This window comes from Streptomyces sp. NPDC028722 (genome assembly GCF_040637655.1).
GTDB lineage: Bacteria > Actinomycetota > Actinomycetes > Streptomycetales > Streptomycetaceae > Streptomyces.
This window is the reverse complement of record NZ_JBEZWU010000002.1, coordinates 98,497-125,280: the sequence shown is the minus strand read 5'-3', so window position 1 is coordinate 125,280 and position 26,784 is coordinate 98,497. Positions and strand designations below refer to the sequence as shown.

General features: G+C 73.0%; 23 protein-coding genes and 4 pseudogenes. 10 read left to right on the top strand and 17 right to left on the bottom strand.

Annotated elements, in window-relative coordinates:
• Positions 1-35: 35 nt before the first annotated feature.
• Positions 36-890, bottom strand: a complete 855-nt coding sequence (locus tag AB0F03_RS03265; protein ID WP_361986020.1) for an NmrA/HSCARG family protein — start codon at positions 888-890, stop codon at positions 36-38.
• A gap of 218 nt (positions 891-1,108) precedes the next feature.
• On the opposite strand from AB0F03_RS03265, the gene AB0F03_RS03260 reads away from it, so the two are divergent.
• Together AB0F03_RS03260 and AB0F03_RS03255 are read left to right on the top strand one after the other, a co-directional pair.
• The gene (locus AB0F03_RS03260; RefSeq protein WP_361986018.1) at positions 1,109-2,206 is read left to right on the top strand and encodes an LLM class flavin-dependent oxidoreductase; all 1,098 of its coding nucleotides are present in this window, start codon (positions 1,109-1,111) and stop codon (positions 2,204-2,206) included.
• Positions 2,203-2,817, top strand: a complete 615-nt coding sequence (locus AB0F03_RS03255; RefSeq protein ID WP_361986016.1) for an FMN reductase — start codon at positions 2,203-2,205, stop codon at positions 2,815-2,817. Before AB0F03_RS03260 ends, AB0F03_RS03255 begins: the two co-directional genes overlap by 4 nt.
• Here the strand turns inward: AB0F03_RS03255 and AB0F03_RS03250 are convergent.
• From AB0F03_RS03250 to AB0F03_RS03235, 4 genes are read right to left on the bottom strand one after another with little or no spacing between them, the layout of a single operon-like run.
• The gene (locus tag AB0F03_RS03250; RefSeq protein ID WP_361986014.1) at positions 2,774-4,477 is read right to left on the bottom strand and encodes an ATP-binding cassette domain-containing protein; all 1,704 of its coding nucleotides are present in this window, start codon (positions 4,475-4,477) and stop codon (positions 2,774-2,776) included. The two genes, AB0F03_RS03255 and AB0F03_RS03250, sit on opposite strands and share 44 nt — an antisense overlap.
• Positions 4,474-6,213 (bottom strand): ATP-binding cassette domain-containing protein, encoded by a 1,740-nt coding sequence (locus AB0F03_RS03245; RefSeq protein WP_361986012.1) that lies wholly within the window; start codon positions 6,211-6,213, stop codon positions 4,474-4,476. The genes AB0F03_RS03250 and AB0F03_RS03245 overlap by 4 nt, the downstream gene beginning before the upstream one ends.
• A complete protein-coding gene (locus AB0F03_RS03240; protein WP_361986010.1) occupies positions 6,210-7,484 on the bottom strand; it encodes a cytochrome d ubiquinol oxidase subunit II in 1,275 nt (424 codons plus the stop codon). The genes AB0F03_RS03245 and AB0F03_RS03240 overlap by 4 nt, the downstream gene beginning before the upstream one ends.
• Positions 7,477-8,844, bottom strand: a complete 1,368-nt coding sequence (locus AB0F03_RS03235; protein ID WP_361986008.1) for a cytochrome ubiquinol oxidase subunit I — start codon at positions 8,842-8,844, stop codon at positions 7,477-7,479. Before AB0F03_RS03235 ends, AB0F03_RS03240 begins: the two co-directional genes overlap by 8 nt.
• A 616-nt stretch (positions 8,845-9,460) precedes the next feature.
• Between AB0F03_RS03235 and AB0F03_RS03230 the strand changes: the two are divergent.
• A pseudogene (locus tag AB0F03_RS03230) lies at positions 9,461-10,441 on the top strand (pirin family protein); the annotation flags it as partial.
• Between the two features lie 30 nt (positions 10,442-10,471).
• Entirely contained in the window at positions 10,472-10,810 is a 339-nt protein-coding gene (locus tag AB0F03_RS03225) for a GNAT family N-acetyltransferase (RefSeq protein WP_361986692.1), read from the top strand.
• A 275-nt stretch (positions 10,811-11,085) separates the two neighbouring features.
• Here the strand turns inward: AB0F03_RS03225 and AB0F03_RS03220 are convergent, their stop codons facing one another.
• A complete protein-coding gene (locus AB0F03_RS03220; RefSeq protein WP_361986006.1) occupies positions 11,086-11,778 on the bottom strand; it encodes a TetR/AcrR family transcriptional regulator in 693 nt (230 codons plus the stop codon).
• Between the two features lie 125 nt (positions 11,779-11,903).
• Between AB0F03_RS03220 and AB0F03_RS03215 the strand changes: the two genes are divergently transcribed.
• A complete protein-coding gene (locus AB0F03_RS03215) occupies positions 11,904-12,359 on the top strand; it encodes a nitroreductase family deazaflavin-dependent oxidoreductase (protein ID WP_361986004.1) in 456 nt (151 codons plus the stop codon).
• Here AB0F03_RS03215 and AB0F03_RS03210 read toward each other — a convergent pair.
• Entirely contained in the window at positions 12,349-13,590 is a 1,242-nt protein-coding gene (locus AB0F03_RS03210; protein ID WP_361986002.1) for a geranylgeranyl reductase family protein, read from the bottom strand. The genes AB0F03_RS03215 and AB0F03_RS03210 overlap by 11 nt on opposite strands.
• Before the next feature lie 133 nt (positions 13,591-13,723).
• Between AB0F03_RS03210 and AB0F03_RS03205 the strand changes: the two genes are divergently transcribed.
• Together AB0F03_RS03205 and AB0F03_RS03200 are read left to right on the top strand one after the other, a co-directional pair.
• The gene (locus tag AB0F03_RS03205; protein WP_361986000.1) at positions 13,724-15,079 is read left to right on the top strand and encodes a dipeptidase; all 1,356 of its coding nucleotides are present in this window, start codon (positions 13,724-13,726) and stop codon (positions 15,077-15,079) included.
• Positions 15,080-15,141: 62 nt separating this feature from the next.
• On the top strand, positions 15,142-15,846 hold the full coding sequence (locus AB0F03_RS03200) for an MBL fold metallo-hydrolase (protein ID WP_361985998.1): 705 nt from the start codon (positions 15,142-15,144) through the stop codon (positions 15,844-15,846).
• A gap of 14 nt (positions 15,847-15,860) precedes the next feature.
• On the opposite strand, the gene AB0F03_RS03195 is transcribed toward AB0F03_RS03200, so the two are convergent.
• From AB0F03_RS03195 to AB0F03_RS03185, 3 genes and pseudogenes are all read right to left on the bottom strand, one after another.
• Positions 15,861-16,904, bottom strand: coding sequence for an NUDIX domain-containing protein (locus AB0F03_RS03195; protein WP_361985996.1), 1,044 nt, complete (start codon positions 16,902-16,904; stop codon positions 15,861-15,863).
• Between the two features lie 152 nt (positions 16,905-17,056).
• Positions 17,057-17,248, bottom strand: coding sequence for a hypothetical protein (locus AB0F03_RS03190; protein WP_361985994.1), 192 nt, complete (start codon positions 17,246-17,248; stop codon positions 17,057-17,059).
• 267 nt (positions 17,249-17,515) lie between these two features.
• Positions 17,516-18,433 (bottom strand): annotated as a pseudogene (locus tag AB0F03_RS03185) (ROK family protein); the annotation flags it as partial.
• A 209-nt stretch (positions 18,434-18,642) separates the two neighbouring features.
• Between AB0F03_RS03185 and AB0F03_RS03180 the strand changes: the two are divergent.
• Positions 18,643-19,692, top strand: coding sequence for a LacI family DNA-binding transcriptional regulator (locus tag AB0F03_RS03180; RefSeq protein WP_361985992.1), 1,050 nt, complete (start codon positions 18,643-18,645; stop codon positions 19,690-19,692).
• A gap of 272 nt (positions 19,693-19,964) precedes the next feature.
• Here the strand turns inward: AB0F03_RS03180 and AB0F03_RS03175 are convergent, their stop codons facing one another.
• The 5 genes from AB0F03_RS03175 to AB0F03_RS03155 form a co-directional block, all read right to left on the bottom strand.
• Complete coding sequence (locus AB0F03_RS03175) at positions 19,965-21,263, bottom strand: aldolase (protein WP_361985990.1); 1,299 nt, start codon at positions 21,261-21,263, stop codon at positions 19,965-19,967.
• Between the two features lie 149 nt (positions 21,264-21,412).
• Positions 21,413-22,375, bottom strand: coding sequence for an electron transfer flavoprotein subunit alpha/FixB family protein (locus tag AB0F03_RS03170; protein WP_361985988.1), 963 nt, complete (start codon positions 22,373-22,375; stop codon positions 21,413-21,415).
• A 53-nt stretch (positions 22,376-22,428) separates the two neighbouring features.
• Entirely contained in the window at positions 22,429-23,214 is a 786-nt protein-coding gene (locus tag AB0F03_RS03165; protein ID WP_361985986.1) for an electron transfer flavoprotein subunit beta/FixA family protein, read from the bottom strand.
• 218 nt (positions 23,215-23,432) lie between these two features.
• Positions 23,433-23,942, bottom strand: a complete 510-nt coding sequence (locus AB0F03_RS03160) for a flavin reductase family protein (protein WP_361985984.1) — start codon at positions 23,940-23,942, stop codon at positions 23,433-23,435.
• A gap of 207 nt (positions 23,943-24,149) precedes the next feature.
• Entirely contained in the window at positions 24,150-24,563 is a 414-nt protein-coding gene (locus tag AB0F03_RS03155) for a thioredoxin family protein (protein ID WP_361985982.1), read from the bottom strand.
• A 69-nt stretch (positions 24,564-24,632) separates the two neighbouring features.
• On the opposite strand from AB0F03_RS03155, the pseudogene AB0F03_RS03150 reads away from it, so the two are divergent.
• Positions 24,633-24,746, top strand: a pseudogene (locus AB0F03_RS03150) (DUF4395 domain-containing protein); the annotation flags it as partial.
• A gap of 187 nt (positions 24,747-24,933) precedes the next feature.
• On the top strand, positions 24,934-25,662 hold the full coding sequence (locus tag AB0F03_RS03145; RefSeq protein WP_361985980.1) for a lysophospholipid acyltransferase family protein: 729 nt from the start codon (positions 24,934-24,936) through the stop codon (positions 25,660-25,662).
• A 37-nt stretch (positions 25,663-25,699) separates the two neighbouring features.
• Here the strand turns inward: AB0F03_RS03145 and AB0F03_RS03140 are convergent, their stop codons facing one another.
• Both AB0F03_RS03140 and AB0F03_RS03135 read right to left on the bottom strand, forming a co-directional pair.
• Entirely contained in the window at positions 25,700-26,410 is a 711-nt protein-coding gene (locus tag AB0F03_RS03140; RefSeq protein WP_361985978.1) for a phenylalanine--tRNA ligase beta subunit-related protein, read from the bottom strand.
• A 10-nt stretch (positions 26,411-26,420) separates the two neighbouring features.
• Positions 26,421-26,783 (bottom strand): annotated as a pseudogene (locus AB0F03_RS03135) (transglutaminase); the annotation flags it as partial.
• Between the last annotated feature and the right edge of the window lies 1 nt (position 26,784).

Sequence of the window (26,784 nt, the reverse complement as noted above, 5' to 3'; positions counted from 1 at the left end):
CGCCGCCGGGCGGGAGCGCCGAGGGGCCGGTCCGTTCAGCGGGCCGTCGTCGCCCAGGTGCGGCGGGCCCAGTCGGCGAAGCCGGTCCAGCGGATCTCGGGGTGGGCACCGCGGAGTGCGGGAATGTCGACGCGGTAGCCGGACCCGTTGAGGAACGTCCACATCGCGCGCATGTCCGGATCGCCGATCGCCGTCAGTGGTACCTGTTCATGGCGGACTTCCCGTCCCAGCGCCGTGCCGAGCGCCGCCGCCATCTGTGCGGGAGTGGGGGAGTCGCCGGCCAGCTCGATGCGCTGCCCGACGTAGGCAGCGGGGCGGAGCAGAACGTCCGCCGCGAACGCGCCGAGATCGGGCCGGGCCAGCTGCTGCAACGGCCGGTCGGGCGGCAGCGGCAGATCGAGAACGCCGTCGCGGATGCGTTCCGCCCCACCCAGCGCGTTGTCGAAGAAATACGTCGGCCCCAGAACCGTGTACGGCACGTCACCGGCGGCCAGCGCCGCCTCGATGCGCGCCTTGCTCTCGAAATGGGGCACCCCACTGTCCTGGTCGGCCCCGGCCACGGAGCTGAACACGAGATGCGGAACGCGTTCCTGCGTCGCGGCGGCGAGGATCGACCGCCCCTGGTCCACCTCCGCCTCCGGGCCGGCCTCGAACGGAGTGGTGAACGCGAAGACACCGGCCGCCCCGCGCATCGCCGCGGCGAGCGAGTCACGATCGCTCAGGGACCCCGCCACCACCTCGACGCCTTGGCCGGCCAGCGCACGCGCCGTCGCCCGGCCGGGGTCGCGCACCAGCGCCCGGACCGCTGCCCCGCGGTCCAGCAGCGCCTCCGTCACCGCCCTGCCCTGTCCGCCGGTTGCCGCAAGCACCAAGACCGGTTCGCCGACCATCGAAGATCTCCCTCCACGTACGGAACACACGGAAAGCGGACCGCCGGCCCGCCTGACGACAAGCATCCGTCCTGAACGGCGCACCCGATCCCGCGGCGCGCCCGAGCGGCGAGGGAGGGCGCTGGGGAGCCCCTCCCCATGCACGCGCAGTCACGACGACCGTGCGGCCGGCGCCTAGCGTTCCCCACCTCACACGATCGCCGGGAGAAGAGAGACCCATGCAGTTCGGCATCTTCACGGTCGGGGACGTCACGCCCGATCCCACCAGTGCCCGCACGCCGTCGGAGCACGAACGCATCAAGGCGATGGTCGCCATCGCGCTCAAGACGGAGGAGGTGGGCCTGGACGTCTTCGCCACCGGCGAGCACCACAACCCGCCGTTCGTACCGTCGTCCCCGACCACCCTGCTCGGCTACGTCGCCGCCCGTACCGAGAAGCTGATCCTGTCCACCGCCACGACACTGATCACCACCAATGACCCGGTGAAGATCGCCGAGGACTTCGCGACGCTCCAGCACCTCGCTGACGGCCGCGTGGACCTGATGCTGGGGCGCGGAAACACCGGGCCCGTCTACCCGTGGTTCGGCAAGGACATCCGGAAGGGCATCGAGCTGGCCCGGGAGAACTACGGCCTGCTGCACCGGCTGTGGCGCGAGGACGTCGTCGACTGGGAGGGCACGTTCCGCACGCCCCTCCAGGGCTTCACCTCGACCCCCCGCCCGCTGGACGGCGTACCACCGTTCGTCTGGCACGGCTCGATCCGCTCGCCGGAGATGGCCGACCAGGCCGCCTACTACGGCGACGGCTTCTTCCACAACAACATCTTCTGGCCGGCCGAGCACACGCGGCGGATGGTCCAGCTGTACCGGCGGCGGTACGCCCACCACGGCCACGGCCGCCCCGAACAGGCCGTCGTCGGTCTCGGCGGGCAGGTCTTCATGCGGAAGAACTCGCAGGACGCCGTGCGGGAGTTCCGCCCCTACTTCGACAACGCGCCCGTCTACGGCCACGGTCCGTCCCTGGAGGACTTCACCGAGCAGACCCCGCTGACCGTGGGCTCCCCGCAGCAGGTCATCGAGCGGACCCTGTCCTTCCGCGAGACCGTGGGCGACTACCAGCGGCAGTTGTTCCTGATGGACCACGCGGGCCTGCCCCTGAAGACCGTGCTCGAACAGCTCGACATGCTCGGCGAGGAAGTCGTGCCCGTCCTGCGCAAGGAGTTCGCGAACAGTCGCCCCGCCGATGTGCCGGACGCACCGACGCACGCGGCCCGGGTCGCGGCGGCCGCGTCCGCGAAGGGAGAGACCGCCGCATGAAGCTCGTCGCCGTGTCCGCGGGCTTGAGCACCCCGTCCTCCACCCGTCTGCTCGCCGACCGGCTCACCGAGTCGGTCCACGGCGAACTCGCCGCTCAGGGGCTCGACGTGGAGATCCGGGCCATCGAGCTGCGCGAACTGGCCGTCGCCGTCGCCAACAACCTCGTGACCGGATTCCCGTCGCCCCCGCTGGCCGACGCGATCGACTCGGTGACGGGTGCCGCCGGTCTGATCGTCGTGACTCCCGTGTTCACCGCCTCCTACAGCGGACTGTTCAAGTCCTTCTTCGACCTGATCGATCCGGACGCCCTCACCGGCAAGCCGGTCGTCATCGCGGCGACGGGAGGTACGGCCCGCCACTCGCTCGTCCTGGAGCACGCTCTGCGTCCGCTGTTCTCCTACCTGCGTGCCGCCGTCGTCCCCACGGCGGTGTACGCGGCATCCGAGGACTGGGGATCGGGCGGCGACGCGTACACGGAGGGACTGCCCGCACGCATCCGGCGGGCGGGCGGCGAGCTGGCCGCCCGCATGGCCTCGCGTCCGGCCGAGGCGGCACCCGAGGACGACGTCACGGCGCTGGAACGGCAGCTGTCCGATCTGCGCTTCGACTGAGGCCGGCGCCGGCCTGCCCCGCCGAATGCCCCACTGAGCCGCCGCCGCTCCGGTCCGCGGCCCGCCCCAGGCGGACGATCCCGGTCGGCGGCCGGTCCAGCAGGCCGATGTCCTGCTCCTGCACGGCGATCACGAGCGAGGTCTCGGGCAGCGCCCGGGGCAGCGCGGCCAGCAGGGCCGTCGCGGTGCGGCGGTCCAGGCCGGCGGTGGGTTCATCGAGCAGCAGGACCGCGGGACGCCTCAGCACGGCGCGCGCGGTGGCAAGGCGTCGCCGCTGCCCCTGGGACAGCAGGCGCCCACCGGGGCCCACCGGGGCGTCGAGCGGCAGGGCCGACAGGCCGACCACGTCCAGCGCGGCCCGGAGGGCGGCGTCGTCGGCCGACGCCGCCGCCTGACGGAGATTGGCCGCCACCGTGTCGTCCGCCAGCCAGTCGTCGGCCTCGACCAGGGTGACCGTCTCGGCGACGGTCCGGGCCGGCAGCTCGTGCACCGGTGAGCCGCCGAGGAGGACCGTGCCGGCGGGCGCCGGCAGCCGCCCGGCGAGCTGACCCAGGAGGGTCGACTTCCCACTGCCGTTGGGGCCGGTCACCAGAACCAGACCAGGGCCCGCCAGGGTCGTGGTGAGAGCCACGGGCGAGCCGGGGAGCGGGAGGCCGGCCGCTTCCACGGAGCGGGCGACGGGCCGCCGCCGGTCCGTGGCCGGCTCCTCGCCGGCGAGGGGAGCGAGACGTACGGCCGCGTCGTCGGCCTGGGCGAGCTGCTGCAACAGCCGGGGCAGCCGCTCCAGCAGCTCCCACCCCGCGGCCGTCAGCAGCACCTCGCCCACCACGACGGCGCCCGGCTGACTCGGGGCCGCGCACAGGGCGATCAGCAGCACCGACGCCTGGCCCAGGGCCGCGAGCAGGCGCAGCGTCAGGCGGCCCAGCCGTTCGGCACGGGCAGCGGCCCACTCGGCGGACTCCACAGCCGTCATGGCGTCCGTCGCCGTCCGCCGCACCTGTGGCACGGCGTCCAGGCACCGCAGCTCGTCGAAGGCCGCGCGGCTGCCGAGCAGCACGGTACGGAGTGTGGCCCTGGCTTCCGCGGCGGTGACCAGATGGGCCCGCGTCCGGTGGTGGGCCCGCCGGACGCAGACCACGCCGGCCGCCCAGAGGACCAGTTCGGCCGCCCCCAGGAGCGGCATCGCCCACAGCAGCAGGATCTCGACCAGGCAGGCGGTGGTGACCGCCGCCGCCAGGGGGGCGCAGACGTTCGCGGGCAGCCCCCCGACGCTCTCCACATCGGTGGTGAGCCGGGTCAGCAGCGACCCGTCGCGTTGTCCACGCAGCTCGCGGGGGGTGAGGCGGGCAGCGCCACGGGCCAGCCGTGTGCGCAACGCGACAGTGGCGGTCAGCAGTGTCCGGTGACTGACCAGCCGTTCGAGGTAGCGCAGTCCGGTGCGGGAGAGGGCCAGCGTCCGGACGGCGCCCGAGGGATACATCCAGGACCAGGTGGTATTGGCCTGGATCGTGACCACGGCGCACGTGGTCAGGAACCACCCGGAAACGCCGAGCAGCGCCGCGCCGCTGAGGTCGCCCGCGGCGGCCAGCAGCATCCCGGTCAGGAGGGCGCGGCGTGGAACCGCCCCGCGCAGCAGGTGCCAGGCACCGGTCCGGTTCATCGGGCTCTCCCGCGGTCGAGTGTGATGACCTGGTCCGCCAGCGGCAGCAGCGCGGGACTGTGAGTGGCGAGCAGGAGCGTACGGTTCCGGGCCAGCGTCCGCAGCGCCGACAGGACCCGCTGCTCCGCCTCCGGGTCGAGGTGTGCGGTGGGTTCGTCCAGGCACATCAGGGGGGCGTCCCGCAGCAGCGCCCGGACGAGAGCCAGTTGCTGGGACTGGCCGGAGGACAGGCCGGTGCCGCGCTCGCCGAGTGGGGTGTCCAGGCCCTGGGGCAGCGCGGTCAGGAGGTCGTCGAAGCCGAGGGAGGCGACGGCGCCGAGCAGATCGTCGTCGCTCGCGGTGGGCCGGGCGAGGAGGAGGTTCTCGCGCAGGGTGCCGGGCAGCAGGTGCGCCGGCTGGCCCACCCAGGAGACCCGGCCGGGGTCGGCGGGGACGGCCCGTCCGTCGAGCAGGTGCAGCGCGCGTCCCCCCTGCGGGGCGGAGAGCCCCGCCGCGACGGACAGCAGGCTGGACTTGCCCGCCCCGCTCGGTCCGGTGACGACGAGGCACCCGCCCGGTGCGAGCCGCACGCTGACGCGGTCCAGGGCGGGTTGCCGTTGTCCCGGGTGGTGCACCGTGACGGCCGCCAGGTGCACGCCCGGGGGCGCCGTGCCACGGGGGGCCGGCCGGACCGGTGCGGTGGGTGGCGGCACGTTCTGGCCGGGTGCCTCCAGAACCGGTGCCAGCAGCTCGGCGGCGGCAGCGGCCTGGGCACGGGCGTGATAGCCGGCGGCCAGGTCCCGGGCCGGGGCGAAGTAGGCGGGTACCAGGACGAGGACGAACAGCGCCGCGGACAGGCTCATGCGGTCGGGGACGACCGGCAGGCGCAGGTAGTCGAGCAGGACGAGGCCGCAGTAGGTCGCCACCACGGCCAGGGTGCCGGTGATGAGCAGTTCGACCCAGGCGGTCGACAGGAAGGCGATCCTCAGCACCTTCTCGGTCCGCCGGGCGACTTCGCGGTCGTCCCGCTCCAGCGCACGGGCCGCTTCGCCGTGTGCGCCGAGCCCGACCAGAGTGGGCAGCCCGCGCAGATGGTCCAGCAGTCGCGCCTGATGGGCGCGGATGGCGGTGAGCTGAGCACTGACGACACCGGTCGTGCCCAGGCCGATGACCTTCAAGTTGGCCGGCAGCAGTGGGGTGGCGACCACGACGAGCAGGGCGACGAACCAGCTGCGCCAGGCGATGGCGGCGAGGACGAGACCGCTGCCGAGCAGCATGGTGGTCCGCGCGGGCAGGTAACCGGTGAGCCAGTCGGTCAGCTGGTCGACCTCGCCGTCGGCCGCCCGGGCCGGCGCCGTGTCGTCCGGGCCGGTGCCGGCCGGGCCGCGGTCGGGCAGTGCCGTGCCGATGATCCGGCGGCGCAGCGTCTCGCGTACGGCACGGGCGCCGCGGGCGGCCGCGGCGTCGCCCGCGGCCAGCAGCCCGGCGCGCAGGGCCGTTCCGGCCGCGATCAGGACCACGGGCAGCACCAAGGCCGTCACGGGCAGGCCGCCGCGCAGTGCCGACAGGCTCCGCTGGGCGCCCCACGAGAGCCCGACCGCCCACAGGACAGTGCCCGACTGCGCCGCGCCGCGCAGGAGCCCCGCGCGGCGCAGCTCGGGCCGGCCGACGGCCGCCCAGGCCGTCAGCCGGGCCGTGACCGGGTCGTCGGTGCGGTCCGCGGCCAGCTCGTCCAGGAGTACGGAGCCGGCACTCACGATGTGGTCTCCGCCCCCGTGTCCGCGTCGAAGCATCCGGCACGGCGGTCACGGCGGTCCCCGGCGATCCAGGCGGCCAGAGCCGCGCAGCACAGCACCGTGACGCCGACCGGGTCGATCAGGTCGTCGACGCCGCCGAACACATCCTGGGAGAGGGCGATGGCCAGGATGCCGAGCGCCACCAGCAGGACTCGGCGCACGATCGTCCGCGGTGCGCTGGTGGGTGCCGGTGCCGGTGCCGGTGCGGCGGCAGGGGGCCGGACGCGGGCGAGTGGCGGCGGCAGGGGGCTTTCCACCGGATCGCTGTACTTGCCACGGAAACTCCGCCACGCGTAGACGTTGTAGGCCAGGACGAACGGCATGCACAGGCCGACTCCGAGGACCAGGAAGACCTGGGAGGAGTGTGGGCCGGCGGCCTGGTGGACGCTCAGTCCGGGTGGTACGACGACCGGCACGGACAGGGCCGCGAGCGCCCCCAGGCCTGCGGCCGTCATGGTGGTCACCGCCGCGAACGGCCGCCAGTCGGGGCCGCGCCCGAAGCCGTGCCAGGCGACGGCGCCGGCCGCGGCGGCGACGGCGACGGCGAGCCAGAACGCGACGGCCCGTACCGGCTGGCCCAGGTCGAAGTGCTGCGGGTCGGCGCCGGGCAGCAGCAGGCCGAGGGTGAGCGCCATGACCACGGTGGCCGCCAGCAGGAACCGTCCGGTGCGGCGCACCCCTGACCGCGGCCGTCCCCCGGTCTTGTCCTGCAACCAGGCGGCCCCGGCCAGCAGGTAGACGACGACCAGGCCGAGGGCGCACAGCACGCCGTACAGGCTGAACCAGTCCATGGCCCCGCCGTGGAAGACGCCGTCGCGCTGCCGCGGGCCGGTGAGTACGGCACCGAGAACCAGGCCCTGGCAGACGGTGGCCGCGAGCGACGCCCCGCCGAACAGCAGCGCCCAGCCCCGCCGGTAGCCGCCGGCCGCGCTCTGCATCTCGAGGCCCAGCCCCCGCAGGATGATGGCGACCAGCATGACGATCAAGGGCGGGTAGACGGCGGGCAGCACCACGGCGTAGGCACCGGGCAGGCCGGCCCACAGAACGACGCCGGCCAGGATGAGCCAGCTCTCGTTGGCGTCCCAGGCGGTGGCGACGACCTCGCCGTACTCCCGTCGGCGCTCCGGCTCGGCCACCAGGGCGAGCATGCCCACCCCGAGGTCGTATCCGTCCAGGACGACGTACATGCCTAGCGAGAAGAGGACCAGGGCGTAGGTGGCGTACTCAAGCAACGAGGGCCTCCGATGCGTCGGGCGAGGCGGGACCGGTGGGCAGTGCCTCCGGCCCGGCCTTGACCGTACGGACGATGTAGCGGGCCCAGATGGCCAGCAGGGTGACGTAGAGCAGGACGAAGACGGCCAGGCTGGCGGCGACTTCGGGTGTGCTGAGGTGGGAGACCGCGTCCGCGGTGCGCAACTGCCCGTATACGACCCAGGGCTGGCGCCCCGTCTCGGCGACGATCCAGCCGCCGGTGACGGCGATGATCCCGGCCGGCGTCATCCACACCATCCACCGCAGGAAACGCGGCGAGTCGTACAGGCGCCGCCGTATGCGCAGGACCACGCCCGCGAAGGCCGTGCCGGACATGAGCAGCGCGGTGAAGTACATGGCGCGGAAGCCGTAGAAGGTGGTCCACATGTTGGGGCGCTCGTCGGCGGGGGTTTGCAGCAGTCCGGGTGTGGTCTTCGTCCCGCCGAGGTCCTGGGCGATGACCGACCCGAGGTGCGGGATCTCGACGTGGAAGCGGTTCTCGCCGTTGCCCGGGTCGGGGACGACAAGCAGGTTGTAGCCGTTGTTGTCGCTCGTCCAGTTGCCCTCGAACGCCTCCAGCTTGGGCAGCTGGTGTTCGCCCATGAAGACCGCCGTGCCGTCTCCCACGTACAGCTGCACCGGCATGAGGACGCCGAGGACACCGAGGGCGATGGACAGACAGCGCCGGGCCATGGGCTGCGCGGTGGCCCGTTTCCTGACCAGGTACCAGGCGGAGATGCCGCCGACGAACCAGGATGCGCTGATCAGCACGGCCAGCAGCATGTGCGGGAAGCGGTGGGCGAAGGCGGGGTTGAACAGGACGGCGGCCCAGTCCCTGGCACGGAACTGGCCGTCGGCCTTCTGGTAGCCGACCGGGTCCTGCATCCAGCTGTTGGCCGAGAGTATCCAGGTGGTGGACAGCAGGGTGCCGAACGCGACCATCCAGCTGGCCAGCGCCATGGTGCGCGGGCGGATCCGCCCGTCCCCGTAGAGCATCAGCCCGATGAAGCCCGCTTCGAGGAAGAAGGCGGTGATCACTTCCATGCCGATGGTGACCCCGATGACCGGCCCGACCGCATGGGCGTACGTGCCCCAGTTCAGGCCGAATTCGAAGGTCATCACCGTGCCGGCGACCACGCCGAGGCCGAAGCCGACGGCGAAGATCTTCTTCCAGAACCGGAAGATCTGGAGGTACAGGGGATCTCCCGTGCGCACGTAGACCGTGTACACGACGGCGAGGAGGACGGAGAGCCCGACGGTGAGCGCGGGGAAGGTCATATGGAAGATCGCGGTGATCGCGAACTGCCATCGGGACAGTTCGACGACGGTCGACGAAGCCATGGGTGGTACTCCTGGGGCAGCAGTCTTGTCGGGCGCCGGGCGCGGGCACCGGGCGTCCGGCACGGATGCCGGACCTGAGGGCAGTGCCGGTGGTGGTGGACACGCACCGCGAGCGGAGGGGGCGCGGCACCCGCAGCCCTGTGCCGTGGGGGTGTCCGCCGGTGTCCGCTCAGGCGCGCACCGGCGGGGTGGCGGCCAGGTGTCCGGCCAGGAACCGTTCCTGGATCACCGGGCCCTTCTGACACAGCCAGGGCTTGCTGCCCGTGGGCCTCGAACCGGTGTCATGACGGGCCTCCTGCGATGCCGTACCGATTACGCGATCGAACGCTAGAGGCCGTACCGGGGGACGCTTTGCCCGTCAGCGCATGCGTGGCCGCCCGACAGCGCACCGGGCGTCCTGCCGGTCGCGCGGCGTTCCCTCCCGGGACGACAGCCGTGCGCTCACCGGCACGGGCCGCCGTGCCACTGCCCTGGGGTCTTCGCCCGGCGGGGCCCCGGGAGCGGATTGCCGACGCGCGCACGAGTTGTTGCCGGTCGGGGAACCGTGCGTGCCGGAGCGGACGATCACTGGTTGTGTTGTACGCGTATCGATGTCTGGGCTGGGAGGCGGTCCCTCATGAGCAAGGCCGGAACGGAGCCCGCTGGGGTGAGGCGTGGCACCGCGGCGGACGGCGAGCGGCCGGCCGGGGCGCTCCCGGTCGAGGTACTGGCCCCGCGCGATGTGCCGCTCGGCGGCCCGCGGGCCATGACCGTGCGGCGCACGCTGCCGCAGCGAGCCCGGACTCTGATCGGGGCCTGGTGCTTCGTGGACCACTACGGTCCTGACGACGTCTCCGAAACGGGTGGCATGGACGTCGCCCCGCACCCCCACACCGGCCTCCAGACGGTGAGCTGGCTTTTCAGCGGGGAGATCGAGCACCGGGACAGCCTGGGCAGCCACGCGTTCGTGCGGCCCGGCGAGCTGAACCTCATGACGGGCGGCCGCGGCATCAGCCACTCGGAGGTCTCTACCGCACGGACCACCGTGCTGCACGGCGTCCAGTTGTGGGTGGCCCTGCCCGGGGAACACCGGCACACCGCAGGCGACTTCCGGCGCCACGTTCCCGAACCGGTGCGGATCGACGGTGCGGAGATCAGGGTCTTCCTCGGCTCTCTCGCCGGGGTCACCTCACCGGTGCCGGCCTTCACACCCCTGCTCGGTGCCGAGATCGTGCTCCAGCCGCACGCGGCCGTCACCCTTGCCGTGGACCCCGGCTTCGAACACGGTCTGCTGGTGGACCAGGGAGACGTCCGTCTGGCCGGAAACCTCGTGCGTCCCGCCGAGTTGGGCTACATCCCCCCGGGCCCGCGCACGCTGACGCTGACGAACGAGGCGGACGGCCCCGCCCGCACGGTTCTGCTCGGCGGGCCCCCGTTCGGGGAGGAGATCGTGATGTGGTGGAATTTCATCGGCCGGACCCACGAGGATATTGTCACGGCCCGGGAGGACTGGCAGAACTCCTCCGCTCGCTTCGGGACCGTCGAAGGATATCCCGGAGACCCTCTTCCCGCGCCTGCCCTGCCTCATGCGAGCATCGCGCCGCGCGGGAATCCGCCGATTCACCCAATCCCGTCCGAAAGGAACCCCATGAGCCAGCCTTCCATTGCTCCGGTCGTCGAGCGTGTCGATACCCGGAAGCGCTATGAGATCCTGGTCGACGGAAAGCGCGCCGGATTGACCGCCTACCGTGACCGCGGTGAACAGCGCGTCTTCTTCCACACCGAGGTCGACGACGCCTTCGCCGGACAGGGCCTGGCCTCCCGGCTCGTCCAGGAGGCGCTGACCGACGTGCGGAAGTCCGGAAAGCGGATCGTGCCCGTCTGCCCCTACGTGGCCGCGTTCCTGGAGCGGCACGACGAGTTCGCCGACATCACCGACCCCGTGACGCCCGACGTCCTGCAATGGCTGGACACCGAACTGCACTGACCTTCTTCACCGGCGACTTCCTCTCTGACATATCGCGAGGTGTTACAGCCCGAAAGTCTTTCGCCGAGACGTCGCCGTTCAATGAGTTCAGGCAATCGGCGAGGCGTCGCAGGAAAAGGTGCGGCACCCGAATTCCAGGCGCCGCACCCGGCCCTCACTACGGCGGGTGCTCCCCGGCCGGCACGCCGGTCCGTGCCGCGTCGGTCACAGGCATTCCCAGGCCTGAGCGGCGCGCCAGGCCGGATCGATCACGCGTGCCCCCGGAGGCGCGCCGCTCAGGACTGGGTCAGACCCACCCCGTGCGCGAGCCGGGTGGCCGCGTGCCGGAAGAACGGGGCGCGGTCCTCGACCACCCGGGTGAACTGGCCGAACACCTCGAACCCGACCAGCCCGAAGAGCTGGGCCCAGGCGGCCACCAGTGCCGCGGCGGCCTCGGGTGGCAGTCCGGGGGCGAGGTCGGCGGCCATGCGCTCCGCCTCGGGGCGCAGGCCGGCGGGGAGGGGCGGGACGGTCAGGCCCGGATCCTGGTGGGCCTCCCGGACGATGCCGATGAGGACCAGGCCGACGCGGGCCGCGGCCCGGACGGTGGTGTCGGGGGCCGAGTAGCCGGGCACGGGCGACCCGTAGATCAGCGCGTACTCGTGCGGATGGGCGAGCGCCCAGTCGCGGACCGCTTCGCACACGGCCGTCCAGCGGTCCAGGGGCGGGGCGGCGGACGCGGCGTCCCGGGCCTGTTCCGCCGCTTCGCCGAGGGCGTCGTAGGCATCGATGATCAGGGCGGTCAGCAGGTCGTCGCGGCTGGGGAAGTAGCGGTACACGGCCGACGAGACCATGCCCAACTCGCGGGCGACCGCGCGCAACGAGAGCTTGGCCGCGCCCTCCGCGACCAGTTGTCCGCGCGCCGCCCCTTTGATGGCCGCGGTGACTTCCTGCCTGGCCCGCGCGCGGGCGCCCTGTGCGGTGCTCATGGCAGCAGTGTGCCACGAAGGAGAGCGGTGCACACAAATGAGAGCAGTGCTCTTGCTCCGATGCGCCGTGTGCCCCACACTGGAGAAGAGCGAGAGCACCGCTCTCCCGAATCGTGGGGGTCATCATGTCGTCGTCTGCGCCGTACTACCTCAAGGGCAGCCCGCTGAACGTCCGTTTCAACAGCGTGATCGGCTGGCTCGCCCGGCACGGGTTCAGCCTCGCGGGGAGCGCCGAGATGTCCGTGCGGGGCCGCAAGAGCGGTCAGATGCAGCGCGTCCCGGTCAACCCGCACACGTACGACGGCGGGCAGTACCTGATCTCGGCGCGCGGCCACTCCCAGTGGGTGCGGAACATGCGCGTCGCGGGCGGCGGCGAACTGCGCGTCGGCCGCAAGGTGCGCACCTTCACCGCGGTGGAGCTCCCCGACGCCGAGAAGCTCCCTCTCCTGCGGACCTACCTGGAGAAGTGGGGCTGGGAGGTCAACCAGTACTTCGCCGGGGTGACCTCCGCGTCCACCGACGCGGAGATCATCGCCTGCGCCCCCGACCACCCGGTCTTCCGGATCACCGTCACGAACTGACGGGTTCCTCCACCGGTGCGGCCTGCGCCTTGTCCAGCCTGGCCAGGGCACGCTGGGCAAGGGGGTGCGCGCGGACCATCTCACCCAGCGTGGTCGAGCCCTGCGTGATGTCCCGGAACGCCCGCCACGCCGGACGGAAGCCGGTGAGGGCGGCGTGGAAGAGGCCGGGGCGCTTCTCGAAGACCGCCAGCATCCGCTTGCCGACGCTCATCTCGACACCGAGCCCCGCCTTGACCGCGAACGCGTAGTTCAGGGCCTGGCGGCGGGCGTCGACGGCGTCGTGCGACTCGGCGATCCGCACCGCCCACTCCCCCGCCAGCCGGCCGGAGCGCAGCGCGAACGAGATGCCCTCGCGGGTCCACGGCTCCAGCAACCCAGCCGCGTCCCCGCAGACCAGTACCCGGCCGCGGGACAGCGGCGAGTCGTCGGCGCGGCAGCGGGTCAGATGCCCGGAGGACAGGGACGGTTCGAAGCCGGCCAGGCCGAGCCGGGCGGTGAAGTCCTCCAAGTAGCGCTTGGTGGCGGCCCCTTCGCCGCGCGCGGAAATCACACCGACCGTCAGCGTGTCCCCCTTCGGGAACACCCAGCCGTAACTGCCGGGCATCGGGCCCCAGTCGATGAGGACCCGGCCCTTCCAGTCCTCGGCGACCGTGTCCGGCACCGGGATCTCCGCCTCCAGGCCGAGATCGACCTGGTCCAGCTTCACCCCGACGTGGGCCCCTATCCGGCTGGCGCTGCCGTCGGCGCCGACGACCGCGCGGGCCAGCACCGTCTCCCCGCCCTGAAGGACGACGGCGACCGTGCGCCGGTCCGGCACGGTGGAGCCGTGCTGCTCGACACGTTGCACCGTGACGCCCGTACGCAGCTCGGCGCCCGCCTTCTGGGCGTGCTCGACCAGCTGCTGGTCGAACTCGGGCCGGTTGATCAGCCCGAACAGCATCTGCTTGGAGCGGCGGGTGCGGGCGAAGCGGCCGTTGTGGGAGAAGGTGACCGCGTGCACCCGGTCCCGGAAGGGCAGTTCGAAGCCCGGCGGCAGCGCGTCGCGCGAAGGTCCGATGATGCCGCCGCCGCACGTTTTGTAGCGTGGCAGCTCGGCTTTCTCCAGCAGCAGTACGCGCCGTCCCGCGACCGCGGCCGCGTAGGCGGCCGAGGCCCCCGCGGGTCCCGCGCCCACCACGACGACGTCCCACACCCGCTGCACGTCGTCCGCCGAAGAATTGTCGCCGCTCACGATGGTCTGTCGCTCCGATCAAGCCGCCGCCGAAGTGTCCCCCCGCATCCTACGGCGGCCGTCGGCGCAGGCCACTGTGGGAGGATCGGCGGACTCACCCCCGTACAACGTCGCACCCACGAGGAGCGTGCCCATGTCGCCGAATCCGGTCGCCGAGACCGTGGCCTCGCTGTTGCCCCGGGCGAAGGAGGAGCTGGCCGAACTGGTCGCCTTCCGATCGGTGGCGGACTTCGCGCAGTTCCCGGAGAGCGAGAGCGAGGCCGCCGCGCACTGGATCGCCGAGGCGCTGCGTGCCGAGGGTTTCGCCGACGTCGCCCTGCTGGACACCCCCGACGGCACCCGGTCGGTGTACGGCCGGCTGCCCGGCCCGGAGGGTGCGAAAACGGTTCTTCTGTACGCGCACTACGATGTCCAGCCGCCGCTGGACGAAGCCGGCTGGACCACTCCGCCGTTCGAGCTGACCGAGCGCGACGGCCGCTGGTACGGCCGCGGGACCGCCGACTGCAAGGGCGGCTTCCTCATGCACCTGCTCGCGCTGCGCGCCCTCAGGGCGAACGGCGGCGTGCCCGTGCACGTCAAGGTGATCGTGGAGGGTTCGGAGGAGCAGGGCACGGGCGGCCTGGAGCGGTACGCCGAGCAGCACCCCGAGCTGCTGGCGGCGGACACGATCGTCATCGGCGACGCGGGCAACTTCCGGATGGGCCTGCCGACGGTCACGACCAGCCTGCGCGGCATGACGATGGTCCGGGTGCAGGTCGACACCCTGGCCGGCAACCTGCACTCGGGTCAGTTCGGCGGCGCCGCCCCGGACGCGCTGGCCGCGCTGATCCGGGTCCTGGACTCGCTGCGCGCCGAGGACGGCTCCACCACCGTCGACGGGCTGGATGCCACGGGGACCTGGGACGGCCTGGAGTACACCGAGGAGCAGTTCCGCAAGGACGCCAAGGTGCTGGACGGCGTCGGCCTGATCGGTACCGGCTCGGTCGCCGACCGCGTCTGGACCCGCCCGGCCGTCACGGTCATCGGCATCGACTGCCCGCCGGTCGTCGGCGCCACCCCCTCCGTGCAGTCCCGCGCCCGCGCCCTGATCAGCCTGCGGGTGCCGCCGGGCGTCGACGCGGCGGAGGCCACCAAGCTGCTCCAGGCGCACCTGGAGGCCCACATCCCGTGGGGCGCCCGGGTCACCACCGAGCAGACCGGGCAGGGCCAGCCGTTCAGCGCCGACACCTCCAGTCCCGCCTACCGGGCGATGGCCGACGCGATGGCGGTGGCCTACCCGGGCGAGACCATGCAGTACGCCGGCCACGGCGGCTCCATCCCGCTGTGCAACACCCTCGCCGGCCTCTACCCGCAGGCGGAGATCCTGCTCATCGGGCTCAGCGAGCCGGAGGCGCGGATCCACGCGGTCGACGAGAGCGTGTCGCCCGAGGAACTGGAGCGGCTCTCGGTCGCCGAGGCGCTGTTCCTGCGCAACTACGCGGCCGGCTGAACCGCTCTGCCCACGGCAGAGGGCCCTCGCCGGGCGGGCGGGCCCCCGCCTACGGTCGGCGCATGGACGTCATCCAGCTCCTCCCCCGCCTGCACCTCCTGCGCTTCCCGGTCGGCCAGGCCTATCTCTGGCGCGACGGCGACGAGTTGACGCTGATCGACGCGGGCGCCCTCGGCTCCGGCCGGCCCGTCGCCGACGCGGTCACGGCGCTCGGGCACGCGCCGCGGGACGTACGGCGGATCGTGCTGACCCACTTCCACGAGGACCACGCGGGCGGGGCGGGCGAGCTGGCCGCGCTGACCGGTGCCCAGGTGCTGGCGCACGAGCGGGACGCCCCTTTCGTACGAGGTGGACTCCCGGGCCCGGCGCCGCGGTTCGAGGAGTGGGAGCTGCCGCTCCACGCGGCGGCGGCAGCGCACCTGCCCGCGGGCGATCCGGTGCCGCCGGCCGCCGTCACCGGCCTGTCGGGCGGCGAGGTGCTGGACTTCGGCGGTGGCGCCCGGGTGCTCCACGTCCCGGGGCACACGGACGGCAGCATCGCGCTGTTCCTGCCCGCCGAAGGCGTGCTGTTCACCGGGGACACGGTCGCGGCCGCACCGGCCGACGGAACGCCGATGCCCGGGGTGTTCAACCTCGACCGCGCTCAACTCCTCGACTCCGTGCGGACGTTGGCCGGTCTGGAAGCGGAGGTGGCCTGTTTCGGGCACGGTGACCCGGTGGTGGGAGGCGCCGCCGCCGCACTGCGCCGGGCGGCGGCCACGGCCTGACCGGCGGCCGGCGGTCAGCCGACCGGCACCCCGGCCTCCAGATAGAGCGCGGTGCCCCGCTCGCGCGCCCGCAGCGCCCAGCGCAGCCGCTCGTAGCGGACCGGCGGGAGCATCGCGGCGGCCTCCTGCTCGGTGGCGAAGCGCCAGGCGCGCAGCTCCGGGCCCGGCAGCAGCACCCGGGACGCCTGCGCGGGCGCCAGCCGGCCGCCGTCGAACAGCAGCCGCAGCCCGCCGTATCCGGGCGGCGCGGGCCGCTCCCAGTCCACGACGAGCAGCCGCGGCACCTCCCGCAGCCGTATCCCCGTCTCCTCCGCGACCTCGCGCATCCCGGCGCGGGCGGGGGCCTCGCCCCGCTCCACCACCCCACCGGGGAACTCCCAGCCCGGCTTGTAGGTGGGGTCGACGAGCAGCACCCGGTCCTGGTCGTCGAAGAGCAGTACCCCGGCGGCCAGCGTCTCGGCGGTCGGCTCCGGGGTCTGCACGATGTCGCAGGCGGGTACGGCACCACTGCCGACGGCGTCGGCGATCCGGACGGCGGTCTCGTACGGCGTGAGGGCGCTGGTGTCGACGAGGTGGGCGTCGGCGGTGAGCCAGGAGGCGAGGGCGGCCCGGTAGGGCTCGATGTGGTCGTAGGACCACTGGCGGGTCCGCAGTTCGCCGTCGGGGAGGTCGGGCGGTGTCTCCCGGCCGGCCGTCCGCTCGCGCAGGATCGTTTCCGCCGGGGCGAGGAGCAGATGGTGCACGGCGATCCTGCGGGCGGCGAGACCGCCGAATATCTCGTCCCGGTACTCCTGGCGGAGCAGGGTCATGGGCACCACGAGGGTGCCGCCCAGTTCGGCGAGCATGGCGGCGGCGGTGTCCACCACCAGCCGGCGCCAGACCGGCAGATCCTGGAAGTCGCCGACCTCGGCCAGGCGCTTGGGCGGCAGCAGGTGTGCGAGCGCCCCGCCGATGACCTCGGGGTCGAAGAGCGTGCTGTGCGGGATCAGTTCGATCAGCTCCCGTGCGGCGGTGGTCTTCCCCGCACCGAACGCGCCGTTGATCCAGACGACGGTCACGGACTCCCCCTCTTCTGTTGGCCCCCTGTGGCTTGCCCGCTCCACCCTGCCACGGAAACCCCGTCCCGGTGAGGGCGCCTGTCACCACACAGGAACGTGCCGGTGCCCCCCGCGGCGGGGACACCGGCACGCGCTCCGTACGTGCGTCGGCCCTATTCCTGGCCGAAGTCCTCCTGATCGACGGCCGGGCCGTCCTGGCTGACGAGGTGACCTGCCGTGCCGGGGGTGTCCGAGACGCTCAGGTCACCGAGGGGAGCGGTGTCGGCCGCGTGGGACGGGGTGACGGCGGCCACGACGAATCCGGTGGCGAGGGTGGCGAGGGCCAGCATGCTGCGCTTCTTCATGCCCTGATCAACTGCGGAACCGGCCGGGGGTCACGCGGAACATCACGGGCGTGCGCCCGGTCGGACGGTCGTACGGGGGCCGGAGCGGCAGGCCGGCCACCGGCTGCGGGTCGACCCCGGCCCGCGCCCACCGGGGCCCGGCCCCCTTCACCGGCGCGAGCCGTCCGGCACCGGTGACGCGGGCGGCTCGGACCGGGCCGCCCGGGCGGGCATGCCGGCCGGGGCGGCGCCCACAGACTCACCGCGGCGGCGGCCGTCCTCCTTCATCAGGGCTGCCGCGGCGGCGCCGACCAGGCCCGCGTCGGTGCCTGTCCGGGCGGGCACGACCGTGAGCCGCTGGACGAAGGACAGGGCCGCGTAGTCGGCCAGAGCCGCGCGCAGGGGGGTGAAGAGAATGTCGCCCGCCTTGCCGACGCCCCCGCCGATCACGGCGATGTCGATCTCGACCAGGGTCGCGGTGGCCGCGATACCGGCCGCCAGCGCCTGCGCGGCCCGCTGGAAGGAGGCCACGGCGACCGGGTCGCCGGCGCGGGCGGCGGCGGCCACCGCGGCGGCCGAGGCGTCACCGTCGGGGCCGGGCCGCCAGCCCTGCTCCAGGGCCCGGCGGGCGATGTTGGGGCCGCTCGCGATGCGCTCCACACAGCCGCGCGAACCGCACGGGCAGGGGTCGCCGTCGAGGTCCACGCTGATGTGGCCGATGTGCCCGGCGTTGCCGGTCGGGCCGGGGTGCAGCCGGCCGCCCAGCACCAGTCCGCCGCCCACCCCCGTCGACACCACCATGCACAGCGCGTTGTCATGGCCGCGTGCGGCGCCCTGCCAGTGCTCGGCCGCCGTGATGGCGACGCCGTCGCCGATCAGCTCGACCGGCAGGCCGCCGGTGGCCGCGCGTACCCGCTCGACCAGCGGAAACTCACGCCAGCCCGGCACGTTCACCGGACTGACGGTGCCCGCCGAGGCGTCCACCGGGCCGGCACTGCCGATGCCGACCGAGGCGGCCCGTCCCCACAGGGGCGACCCGGCGAGGTCGCCGAGCACCCCCGTCACGGCCCGCATGACCGTTTCGCCGTCCTGCTGGGCGGGCGTGGCACGCTGGGCCCGGGCCAGGATCCGTCCGTCGCCGTCCACCAGCGCGCCGGCGATCTTGGTGCCGCCGATGTCCAGGGCCGCCACGAGGTCGGTGTGCATCAAGAGTCAGATCTCCCCGTTGGAACGTGAAAGCGGAATGCCACAGGCCGGGCATACGGTGGGGGCGCAGGCCGGGACAGCGGTGGACAGTCTCTCCCGCATCTGACAACGTTGTCCAGGCTCTATGCTCGACGCCACATCCTCATACAGGACCACGGATCACGCATCACCGCCGTGGATGAGACGGACGAGAGACAGGACAGCGCCCCGTGCCCGAGACCACCCGCCGTGCAGAACGCCTCCCCGGGAACCGGTACGGCAACCGCCCGACGATGAAGGACGTGGCGGCACGCGCCGGTGTGGGGCTGAAGACGGTCTCCCGCGTGGTCAACGGTGAGCCGGGGGTCACCCCGGACACCGAGCGCCGGGTGCATGAGGCCATCGAGGCGCTCGGCTTCCGCCGCAACGACAGCGCGCGCGTGCTGCGCAAGGGCCGCACGGCGAGCATCGGCCTGGTCCTGGAGGACCTGGCGGACCCGTTCTACGGCCCGCTCAGCCGTGCCGTGGAGGAGGTCGCCCGCGCGCACGGCGCCCTGCTGATCAACGGCTCGAGCGCCGAGGACCCGGAGCGTGAGCAGGAGCTGGCGCTGGCGCTGTGCGCGCGCCGGGTGGACGGCCTCGTGGTGATCCCGGCCGGGGACGACCACCGCTATCTGGAGCCGGAGATCAGGGCCGGGGTGGCGACCGTGTTCGTGGACCGGCCGGCCGGGCGGATCGAGGCCGACGTGGTCCTGTCCGACAACTTCGGCGGTGCCCGCGACGGTGTCGCCCACCTCATCGCGCACGGCCACCGCCGGATCGGGTTCATCGGTGACATGCCGCGCATCCACACCGCGGCCGAGCGGTTGCGCGGCTACCGGGCGGCCATGGAGGACGCGGGCATACCCGTCGAGGGGCGCTGGATGTCCCTCGGCACGACCAGCCCGGAGCGGGTGCGGCGGGCGGCCGAGGAGATGTTGTCCGGGCCCGACCCCGTCACCGCGGTCTTCACCGGCAACAACCGGGTCACGGTGACGGTGATCCGGGTCCTCGCCGGGCACTCGCGCCGGACCGCGCTCGTCGGCTTCGACGACATCGAGCTGGCCGACCTGCTCCAGCCGGGGGTCACGGTCGTCGCGCAGGACGCGGCGACGCTGGGCCGTACCGCCGCCGAACGCCTCTTCCGCCAGCTGGACGGCGTCCTCCTGCCGCCCGAGCGGATCCTGCTGCCCACCCGGCTCATCACCCGAGGCTCGGGCGAACTGCCGCCCGCGGACTGAACCGCCCTCCGGTGGGCCCGGCGCTCGGAAGGTCCGCCCTCTGGGGGCATGCCGGGCCGTGGCGCCGGGCCTCTCTGTAGCGCGGCCCTCGTCATAGCGCGGCCTCGCCGTGGCGCGGCCCTCGCCATGGTGCCGGTCGCGGCCGTGACGCCGGTCACGGCTGCGGCGCCGCCCGGTCCTCGCCAGTGTCCCGGCCGACCGGCCGCCGGCCCTTCCCGGCACCGGTACGCCGTCTCCCGCACTCCTGCCGGCCGGGCCCGTGGCGGCCCCGTCTACTGCGCGGAGGCCGTCAGGTCGCCGCGCCGGGGTGCGGCGAAACTCTCCAGGTCGGCGCGGGTCAGACCGGTGAGGCGGGCGACCTCGGCGATGTCCAGGGCGCCGCAGTCCAGGCCGCGCAGCAGGTAGCCGCTGAGGGCCTTGGCGGTCGCGGGCTCGTCCATGACGTCGCCGCCGGCGCGGTGGGCGTACCGGGTCAGGCGGGCGGCGGCCTGTGCGAAGCCCTCGCGGTAGAACGCGAAGACGGCGGCGTAGCGGGTGGGGATGTGGCCGGGGTGCATGTCCCAGCCCTGGTAATAGGCGCGGGAGAGGGCGCGACGGGTGAGGCCGTAGTGCAGCCGCCAGGCGTCGTGGACCTTCTCGGTCGGGCCGACCGGCAGGACGTTGGTGGAGCCGTCGCAGACCCGGACGCCGGTGCCGGCCGCGGCGACCTGCATGACGGCCTTGGCGTGGTCGGCGGCGGGATGGTCGCTGGCCTGGTGGGCGGCGGAGACGCCCAGGCAGGCGCTGTAGTCGAAGGTGCCGTAGTGGAGTCCGGTGGCGCGGCCCTCGGCGGCCTGGATCATACGGGCGACGGTGGCGGTGCCGTCGGTGGCGAGGATGGCCTGGCTGGTCTCGATCTGGATCTCGAAGCCGAGGCGGCCGGCGTCCAGGCCGTGCACCTTCTCGAAGGCCTCCAGGAGGCGGACGAACGCGCTGACCTGCTCCGCGTACGTCACCTTCGGCAGGGTGAGGACCAAGCCGTCGGGCAGGCCGCCGGCTTCCATCAGGCCGGTGAGGAAGACGTCGAGGGTGCGGATGCCCCGGTCGCGTACGGCGGCCTCCATGCACTTCATGCGGATGCCCATGTACGGCGCGGCCGTGCCGTCCCGGTACGCCTCGGCGATCAGGCGGGCCGCGCGGGCCGCCGTCGCGTCCTCCTCGGCGTCGGGGCGGGGGCCGTAGCCGTCCTCGAAGTCGACGCGCAGGTCCTCGACCGGCTCGCGCTCCAGTTTGGCGCGGACGCGGGAGTACACCGGTTCGGCGAGGTCGTCGGCGAGGCCGAGGACGGCCGCGAGAGAGGCGGCGTCGGGGGCGTGGGCGTCGAGGAGGGCGAGTGCCTGGTCGCCCCAGCTGCGCAGGGTGTCGGCCGTGAAGGCGTCGCCGGGTACGTAGACGGTGTGGACGGGCTGCCGGGTGCCGGGGTCTCCGGGGTAGCGGCGTTCCAGCTCCGCGTCGACCGGTGCGAGGGAGGCGCTGATCTCCTCGCTGACGGCACCCGCGAGGCTGGTCGCCACCTTCTCCTGCTGACCCATCCCACACCCTCCGATTTTCCGCTTTCCGGAATCAACAATCCGTAGAATGAAGTTATCCGGCGCGCTTCCCGCTGGTCAACACCGTGTCCAGGATGCGCCGAGGCCCCCGTGACCGCACTGGTCACGGGGGCCTCGTACCGCGGGGGGGCTCAGCCCTTGCGGGCCTTGACCTCCTCGGTGAGCTGCGGGACGACGTCGAAGAGGTCACCGACCACGCCGAAGTCGACCAGCTCGAAGATCGGGGCCTCGGCGTCCTTGTTGACGGCCACGATCGTCTTGGAGGTCTGCATACCGGCACGGTGCTGGATCGCGCCGGAGATGCCGTTCGCGATGTACAGCTGCGGCGAGACCGACTTGCCGGTCTGGCCGACCTGGTTGGTGTGCGGGTACCAGCCGGCGTCCACCGCGGCGCGGGAGGCGCCGACGGCCGCGCCGAGGGAGTCGGCGAGCGCCTCGATGAGCGAGAAGTTCTCGGCGCCGTTGACGCCGCGGCCGCCGGAGACCACGATCGCGGCCTCGGTCAGCTCCGGGCGGCCCGTGGACTCGCGCGGGGTGCGGCCGGTGACCTTGGTGCCGGTGGCCTGCTCGGAGAAGGTCACGGACAGGGCCTCGACCGCGCCTGCGGCCGGGGCGGCCTCGACGGCGGCCGAGTTCGGCTTGACCGTGATGACCGGGGTGCCCTTGATGACCCGGGACTTGGTGGTGAAGGACGCGGCGAACACCGACTGGGTGGCCACCGGGCCCTCGTCGCCGGCCTCGATGTCGACGGCGTCGGTGATGATGCCGGCGCCGATGCGCAGCGCCAGGCGGGCGGCGATCTCCTTGCCCTCGGCGGAGGACGGCACGAGCACGGCGGCCGGGGAGACGGCCTCGTGGGCGGCCTGGAGGGCGTCCACCTTCGGCACGACCAGGTAGTCGGCGTACTCGGACGCATCGTGGGTGAGGACCTTCACCGCGCCGTGCTCGGCGAGCGTGGCGGCGGTGTCGGCGGCGCCGTTGCCGAGCGCGACGGCGACGGGCTCGCCGATGCGGCGGGCCAGCGTCAGCAGCTCCAGGGTGGGCTTGCGGACGGCACCGTCCACGTGATCGACGTAGACGAGGACTTCAGCCATGGGATTGCTCTCCTGCGTAACGAAGTTGAGGGGCGGTCGGCGGGGGCGAGCCCTTAGATGAACTTCTGGCTCGCGAGGAACTCGGCGAGCTGCCTGCCGCCCTCGCCCTCGTCCTTGACGATCGTGCCGGCCGTGCGGGCCGGACGCTCGGTCGCGGTCTCGACCTTGGTGAACGCGCCGTCGAGACCGACCTCCTCGGCCTCGATGTCCAGGTCGGACAGGTCCCAGGACTGAACCGGCTTCTTCTTCGCCGCCATGATGCCCTTGAAGGACGGGTAGCGCGCCTCGCCGGACTGGTCGGTCACGGAGACGACCGCCGGGAGCTGCGCCTGAAGCTGCTCGGAGGCGGCGTCGCCGTCGCGGCGGCCCTTGACCGTGCCGTCCTCGACGGAGACCTCGGAGAGCAGGGTGACCTGCGGGACGCCCAGGCGCTCGGCGACCAGCGCGGGTACGACGCCCATGGTGCCGTCGGTGGAGGCCATGCCGGAGACGACGAGGTCGTAGCCGGCCTTCTCGATGGCCTTGGCCAGGACCAGGGAGGTGCCGATGGCGTCGGTGCCGTGCAGGTCGTCGTCCTCGACGTGGATGGCCTTGTCGGCACCCATGGACAGGGCCTTGCGGAGCGCGTCCTTGGCGTCCTCGGGGCCGACCGTCAGGACGGTGACCTCGGCGTCGTCCGCGTTCTCCGCGATCTGGAGGGCCTGCTCCACGGCGTACTCGTCCAGCTCGGAGAGCAGACCGTCCACGTCGTCGCGGTCGACGGTCAGGTCATCGGCGAAGTGCCGGTCGCCGGTGGCGTCGGGCACGTACTTCACAGTGACAACGATCCTCAAGCTCACGCCGGCTCTCCTACTGCATCGTCTTTTTCCGGGCTGCCTCTTGCAGGCAGCATAGGCGCCTGAAGCGGCCGATCCCGGTCGGGGCGTCCGCGCGCTCCGACCGAAATATTACTCACCAGTACACCCAGTTCCTGCCCGCTAAGCAAGCGCTTTGAACTGTGACCTTCGCAACGCAGCGTAACCGGAATCGGACGGCCGCGCAGGGCGGGACGCCGTGATCAATCCCGCAGACCGCCGAAGCGGCCCTGGTGGTAGAGGAGGGGGCGGCCGGTGCCGGACGGGTCACCGAGGACGACCTGCGCGAGCACGATCCGGTGGTCACCCGCCGGGACGCGTCCGACGACCCGGCACACCAGCCAGGCCAGTACGTCGTCCAGCACCGGTACGCCTTCCGGGCCGTCCCGCCACGCCGTCGGCGCGCCGAAGCGGTCGGCGCCGCTGCGGGCGAAGGTCGCGGCCAGCTCGCTCTGGTGCTCGCCGAGTATGTGCACGCCGACGTGGTCCGCCTCGGCTATCGCGGGCCAGCTGGAGGCGCCCGTGCCGACGCCGAAGGAGACCAGCGGCGGCTCGGCGGAGACGGAGGTCAGCGAGGTGGCGGTGAAGCCGACCGGGCCGGCGGCACCGCGCGCGGTGATCACCGCGACGCCGGCGGCATGCCGGCGGAACGTGGAGCGCAGCAGGTCGGGGGAGCCGAGCCGAGGAGTGCCGAGGCCGGGTGTGGCCGTCATGGAGGTGTCCTTCTGCGAGGGAGGGGGAACGGGCCGTGGCTGCTCAACAGTCCGGACAGCGCGCGCTCGCGGTGCGGGCGAGGTCGACGTGGACCCGCCCGTGGAGAAGGAGTTCGGTCGGCATAGGGTCAGGCTGACGAGAGGTGGCGGGGACAGTCAAGTCGGTCCCGGGATCCGGAAGCCGCGGCACCGGGCGCTGAAAGCCCCTCACACCGCCTCCCCCAGAGCCGCGATGACGTCGGCCTTGCGGGGCTGCCCGGCGGCGCGCCGCACCACCCGGCCCGCGGAGTCCAGGACCAGGACCGTGGGCGTCCTGAGGATCCCCAGCGCGCGTACGAGGTCCAGCCGGGCCTCCGCGTCGATCTCGACGTGGGTCACACCGGGGACCATCGCGGCGACCTCGCCGAGGACGCGCCGGGTGGCCCGGCAGGGCGCGCAGAAGGCGCTGGAGAACTGCACCAGCGTGGCCCGCTCCCCCAGTTCGCCGCCCAGCTCGGCCGCTCCGAGCTGCTTGCCGTCGTCCCGCCCGCGCACCCGCGTCCTCCCGTTCCGCCGCTCGTGCGGCACTCCGTGGACACGCGCCGCCGCGAGCGCCCCCGGACACATCACCAGTCCGGCCATCTTCCGCACAAGCGTCGAGGGGGCCGCGAAAATTTCCGCCGCCCGGCGGAGTCGTCCCCGCGGAACGCGGGGCGGGCCGCGACCGGGGTCCTACTCGCCGCCTTCCCGGACACGGCGTTCGGACACTGTCAGGGGTGCGAGTTGCTCCTGCTTCTCAGGAGGGTCACGGTACGGGTGGAGTAAGCAGGGCATAAGGTCCACGCGCGGCATGCGGGCGGACGTGACGAGGATCTCGCCGCCGCGTGGCACCAGGACTGGCTACCCGTCCGTTCTTCGGGCACGATCTGCGAGACGCCGTTGAACCTACGGCCGCGTAACCTCCCGCCGGGAGCCCCCTTTCCCGAGCAGAGCAGGAAGGGTCCACCCGCCCATGGCAGAGCTGGTCTACCGCCCCGTCATCGGTCTCGCCAAGACGCTGTTCAAGGCCTGGGACCTGAGGATCGACTGCAAGGGTTCGGAGAACATCCCGCGCTCGGGCGGCGCCGTGCTGGTGAGCAATCACATCAGCTACCTGGACTTCATCTTCAACGGCCTGGCCGCTCTTCCGCAGAAGCGCCTGGTGCGCTTCATGGCGAAGGAATCCGTCTTCCGGCACAAGGTCTCCGGCCCGCTGATGCGCGGCATGAAACACATCCCGGTGGACCGCCGGCAGGGCGAGGAGGCCTACGCGCACGCGCTGGACTCGCTGCGCTCCGGCGAGGTCATCGGGGTGTTCCCCGAGGCCACGATCTCGGAGTCGTTCACCCTGAAGAGCTTCAAGTCCGGCGCGGCGCGGCTGGCCCAGGAGGCGGGCGTTCCGCTCGTCCCGATGGCGGTGTGGGGCACCCAGCGGCTCTGGACGAAGGGCCAGCCCCGCAACTTCGGGCGCAGCCACACCCCCGTCACCATCCGGGTCGGCGAGCCGGTCGAGGCCCCGCGCGACCAGTACGCGGGCGCCATCACCCGCCGCCTGCGCGAGCGCGTCCAGGAACTGCTGGAGGCCGCCCAGCGGGCTTACCCCGCGCGCCCCAGGGACGCGGAGGACTCCTGGTGGCTGCCGGCCCACCTCGGCGGCACGGCGCCCACGACGGACCAGCTGCGCGCCGCAGAGGCCCACTGATCCTGCCCGGTCGCGCGCCGCGCCGACCCGGCCGGGTTCAGGCGCCGGCGCCTGACGACACCGGCGCGCACACCTCGAGACGTGCCCCGGGGCTGGACTTCGCCAGCAGTTCGGCGAGTTCGGTGGCCGCCGCCTCGGCCTCGGGGACGGGCATCGGGGCCAGGGTCTCCAGCAGGAAGACGGCGGAGACCGTCCGCTCGGTGAGGCGGGTGCGCGGGCCCTGGCGCCAGTTCCAGCGGCGGCAGGTGACACCGGCGTCGTCGCGCCACACCACCTCGCCCGGCTCGGGGTGCTCGACGGCCTCCGCGCCGCCCGCGACCGTCACGAAGTCCTCCTCCCCCGTGGCCCGCACCAGGCGCATCCCGCCCTGGATGCGGTCGAGGTCCTCGCCGCCGACGGGGATCAGGTGGGCGACGCTCATGGCGTTGTAGAGGTCGACGAGCAGGTTGATCCGGGGCAGGCCGGCGCCGGACAGGGCCCGCTTGGCCAGCGCCTCGGCGGAGTTGCGGGTGCGCGAGGGTTTGGCGCCGAAGGCGGTGTACGCCGCGCGCCAGGCCGCCATGTGCGGGTCCTCGTGCGGCGCGCGGCCGGCCAGGCGGGCGGTGAGGCGGCGGACCGCGTCGTCCAGCAGGGCCGAACTCGCGTCCGTGCTCGGCCCGTTGACCAGGCCGTGCGCCTCGATCGCGACGTGGGTGAAGCCGGGTGCGAGGGCACGGACCTCGTCGGACACGGTGAGCGTGAAGGTCATCTGCCTGGCCTCACAGGGTGCTGGGGAGCGTCTTCCACAGGTGCGGCCGGTCGGGGGCAGCCCGCAGGGCGGCGAGGACGGCCGGGTGCGGTTCAGCGTACAGGACCGGATAGTCCATCTCATTGGACGCGGAGTCCGGTACCCAGGCCAGCCGCTCACCCTCCAGCGAGAACCGGGCGTCCACGCCGGGCTTGTTGCCGCGCGGGTCCTGCCGGTGCCAGGCGCCGTGGAAACGGACGGCGACCAGACCGTGCACGACATGGCCGCCCCCGCCGTCGTGCAGCAGCCGCTGGTAGCACAGCGCGGCGGGGATGTCCTCGGCCCGCAGCAGGGCCGCCAGGGCGTGGGACTTGGCGTGGCAGATGCCGGTCCGC